The sequence below is a fragment of the Chloroflexota bacterium genome (genome assembly GCA_015478725.1).
Lineage (GTDB): Bacteria > Chloroflexota > Limnocylindria > Limnocylindrales > CSP1-4 > C-114.
This window is the reverse complement of the sequence record JADMIG010000068.1, coordinates 1-3,123: the sequence shown is the minus strand read 5'-3', so window position 1 is coordinate 3,123 and position 3,123 is coordinate 1. Positions and strand designations below refer to the sequence as shown.

Annotated in this window: 4 protein-coding genes; all 4 read right to left on the bottom strand. The window is 69.2% G+C overall.

Going from position 1 to position 3,123, the window contains the following annotated elements:
• Positions 1-137 precede the first annotated feature (137 nt).
• Positions 138-1,232, bottom strand: coding sequence for a pilus assembly protein (locus IVW53_15690; protein MBF6607006.1), 1,095 nt, complete (start codon positions 1,230-1,232; stop codon positions 138-140).
• A gap of 9 nt (positions 1,233-1,241) precedes the next feature.
• Entirely contained in the window at positions 1,242-1,787 is a 546-nt protein-coding gene (locus tag IVW53_15685; GenBank protein ID MBF6607005.1) for a pilus assembly protein, read from the bottom strand.
• An 8-nt stretch (positions 1,788-1,795) separates the two neighbouring features.
• Positions 1,796-2,863: a pilus assembly protein gene (locus tag IVW53_15680; protein ID MBF6607004.1), complete on the bottom strand. Its 1,068-nt coding sequence runs from the start codon at positions 2,861-2,863 to the stop codon at positions 1,796-1,798.
• Between the two features lie 51 nt (positions 2,864-2,914).
• The coding region (locus IVW53_15675; protein ID MBF6607003.1) for an iron dicitrate transport regulator FecR at positions 2,915-3,123 on the bottom strand (209 nt) is incomplete at its 5' end.

Below are 3,123 nucleotides of genomic sequence, written 5' to 3'. Positions count from 1 at the left end.
GGCGCCCGCGACCTCGGCTCCGACGCCCGCTCCAGCCGACCAGAACGGCGGCTCCGGCTCAACGTCGGCGCCGCCCAGCCCGACCCCGTCTGGCCAGAGCGGCGGCTCAGGCTCGGGGCAGTAGGCCGACCTTCGCGCTAGCGGATCAGCTGCACGCCGAGCTGGAAGCCGCCCGGTCCGGGGGTGTCCGTGACCGGCCCGACCGTCATGAGCCGACGCCAGACGCCGGTGATGTCCTTGCCTCCGAAACAGTCCGTCAGCTGGAAGCCTGCGAACCCGATGATGTGGTACCAGGCGTTGGCGCCCGTGCCGCCCGCCGTGTCCCAGACCGGGACGGTCACGACAACGTTGTTTTGGATGTAGTTCGAGCAGTCAGCGCTTGCCTTGTTGCCGGGCAGGCTCCCGATCTTGTCGGCACTCCCGGACAGTCCGACGCTCGTGCAGCAGCCGTAACTGTTCATCGGCGGGCCGATCTCGCTCTGGAGGAACGTCGCTGATTCCTGACACCCGTTGTTGGGATCCATCCCCAGCCCGAAGCCGCTGCACTTGCCGGTGGCTCCGAACTTGAGCCACCCGAAGCCGCCGGGGACATTGAGATTGCCTGGCGTCAGCCGCTGCGCGTAGCAGGGATCGGAGGGTGTCGTGGTGTTGATGGGGCCCGAGCAGTACGGATGGGTCGAGAAGAAGCTCGACGCGATCCCGGCCGGAAAGATGGCCCCGCTCGGCGGCGCGGTGGACCAGCCTCCCCTGGCCGTCGCATCAGCCGCGGCCGACCAGTTCCTGATCCCGGCGATCCCGAGGAAGAATGGCGTCCACGTCCGGCCCGAGGTCACCGTCACGCCGACGGCTCCGACCGGGATGGTCCCGTTGCCGACGTAGCTCGCGGCCGCTCCGGCACTTGGGACGATCGTCCCGTTGCTGTCCACGTACACGGGCCCGCCCGCTGTCCCGAAGGTGATCGGGGCCGCGCCGTTGATGTTGAGCGTGTTCGTGATGGCCAGCCTGACGTTGGCGTCCGTGCCGTTGGCCGTGTCACCGCCGATCCACTCGGCGATCACGCGTGCACCCGCGAGCGCCGCGAAGTCGGACGCGTTCTGGGAGGCGCGCCGCTGGGTCAGTGCGTAACCGCCATCGATGACGAGGCCGAGGGCGAGGATGATCGCCGTGGCCGAGAGGGCGAAGAGCGCAAGGATCTGGCCGCTGGAACGTGACCTGACGCCTCGACGAAGCATGTTCGACTCCTAGTTGATGACCATCGAGGCCGACCCGTAGATGGTCGTCGGTCCGATGACCTGTCCGACGATCGGGGTGAGCGGCTGGTAGGTGAGGGCGACGCGCACCGAGATGACATTGCCGGTGACGCCGGTCCCACCCGTCCCGGCGGTGCACGCGGTGCCGCTGGTCCAGGCGCCGCTGGGCACCGTGCTCGGTGGATCGCAGCTGATGTACATCTGCGAGCTCACGATGTTCGCGAAGGGCGTGACCATCCGATCCGCGGCGGAAAGAACATCCGCCTTGAGCGTCGCGGCCGTGGCCGGGCAGGTGGGACCGCCGGGCTGCCCGCAGCTCGGGTCGACCTTGCCAAGCCAGCTCGCCTCGACCGATCCTGTTCGCGCCCCCTCGCGGGCGGCCTGCGACAGGACACTGCTCATGTAGACGAACCGACCGCCGTCGATGATCCCGAAGACCATCAGGAGAAACACGGGCACCACGAGGGCGAACTCGACGAGACCCTGTCCGGACCGGCCGGCCCTCCGGTGAGCGTCGGAGGCTGATCGATGGCGCACGGCGATCGTCACTGGAGCGTGATCGTCTGTGTGGATTGGCCGCTCCCGGCGTCGTTCGAGACGGTCAGCCGGACGCGAACCGTCGTCCCCGGCGCGGAGTGCACGTACTGGTGCGTCGTGGTCGGGGCGTCGGGTCCCGTGGCGCCGTCGCCGAAGTCCCAAGTGTAGTGGGGATGGCAAGCCTCGACTCCCATGTTCGTGCTTGCCGAGGCGTCGAAGCCGAAGATCGTCCCGCTCGAGCCGGCGCTCCCGGTCGGCGGCGCGATCGAGAATGCCGCGTGCGGAGCAAGGCAGGTGGTCGACAGGGGGACCGTCACGGTCGAAGTGGTCGTCGCCGTTCCGCCCTGGTTGGTCACGGTCAGGGTCACCACATAGACGCCTGGAAACGCGTACGTGTGGACCGTTCCCGTGGCGTAGCTCACGTCCGTCGTGCCGTCGCCGAAGGACCAGTTGTAGCCCGAGATGTGGCACAGGCCGCTCGAGGGCTGGGACGCCGAGCCGTCGACGTCGATCGTCAGGCCGGAGCCGGCCACGGACATGACCGCGCTCGATGGGGCCGCACAGCCGGGCGGCTGCGTGGCCGAGCTGTTCGGCGCGAGGCCGAGGGCCACTGCGGATGCCGAGGTGGACATCGTGAAGTTGTTGCCGAGGAGCCCATTCATCCACGGCGTGAGGAAGCTGAACACCTCGCTCGCGGTCACGGTCACCGTGTAGCCCGGGCCGCCCCCGCCGGGGGCGCCGCTGCACGGGATCGTCGCTCCGGTCGTGTCGACGCACGCGGTCGTCACCGCGATCGGATGCTCACCGCCCTGGGCCTGGGAGTTGGCCTCGGCGGTGGCGCGGGTCGTGATAGCGGCGAGATTCGTGGGATCGACTGCCGCATAGGCGGCGCCTTCGCGTGCGGCGTTGGTTATCTGGATGTAGGAGAAGAAGAGACGCCCGAAGTCCACCGTGACGAGGAGCAGGAGCATGAACAACGGCAGCAGGACCGCGAACTCGACGACCGACTGCCCGGCCCCGCGTTCGAAGGCGAGACGTGCCGAGGATCGTGAGTCAGACCGATGGATAAGGGCCACGTTGCTGCTAACGAACGACGTGCCCTCCCGTTATGAGGGCCGTGCCTCGGTTCAGTGCGCCTTGGCGTGTCCGTTGGCGGCGGCGTTGCCGTTCCCGGGCGGGCTCGCCGTCGGCTTGCCGTTCCCTGGCGGGCTCGCCGTCGGCTTGCCGTTGGCGGGTGGGCTCGCGGGCGGCTTGCCGTTCCCGGGCGGGCTCGCGGGCGGCTTGCCGTTCCCGGGCGGGCTCGCCGTCGGCTTGCCGTTCCCTGGCGGGCTCGCCG

What these genes read in the sequence shown, in the direction of transcription:
- IVW53_15690 (MBF6607006.1), bottom strand. Translation starts at nt 1,232, where the DNA reads ATGCTTCGTCGAGGCGTCAGGTCACGTTCCAGCGGCCAGATCCTTGCG.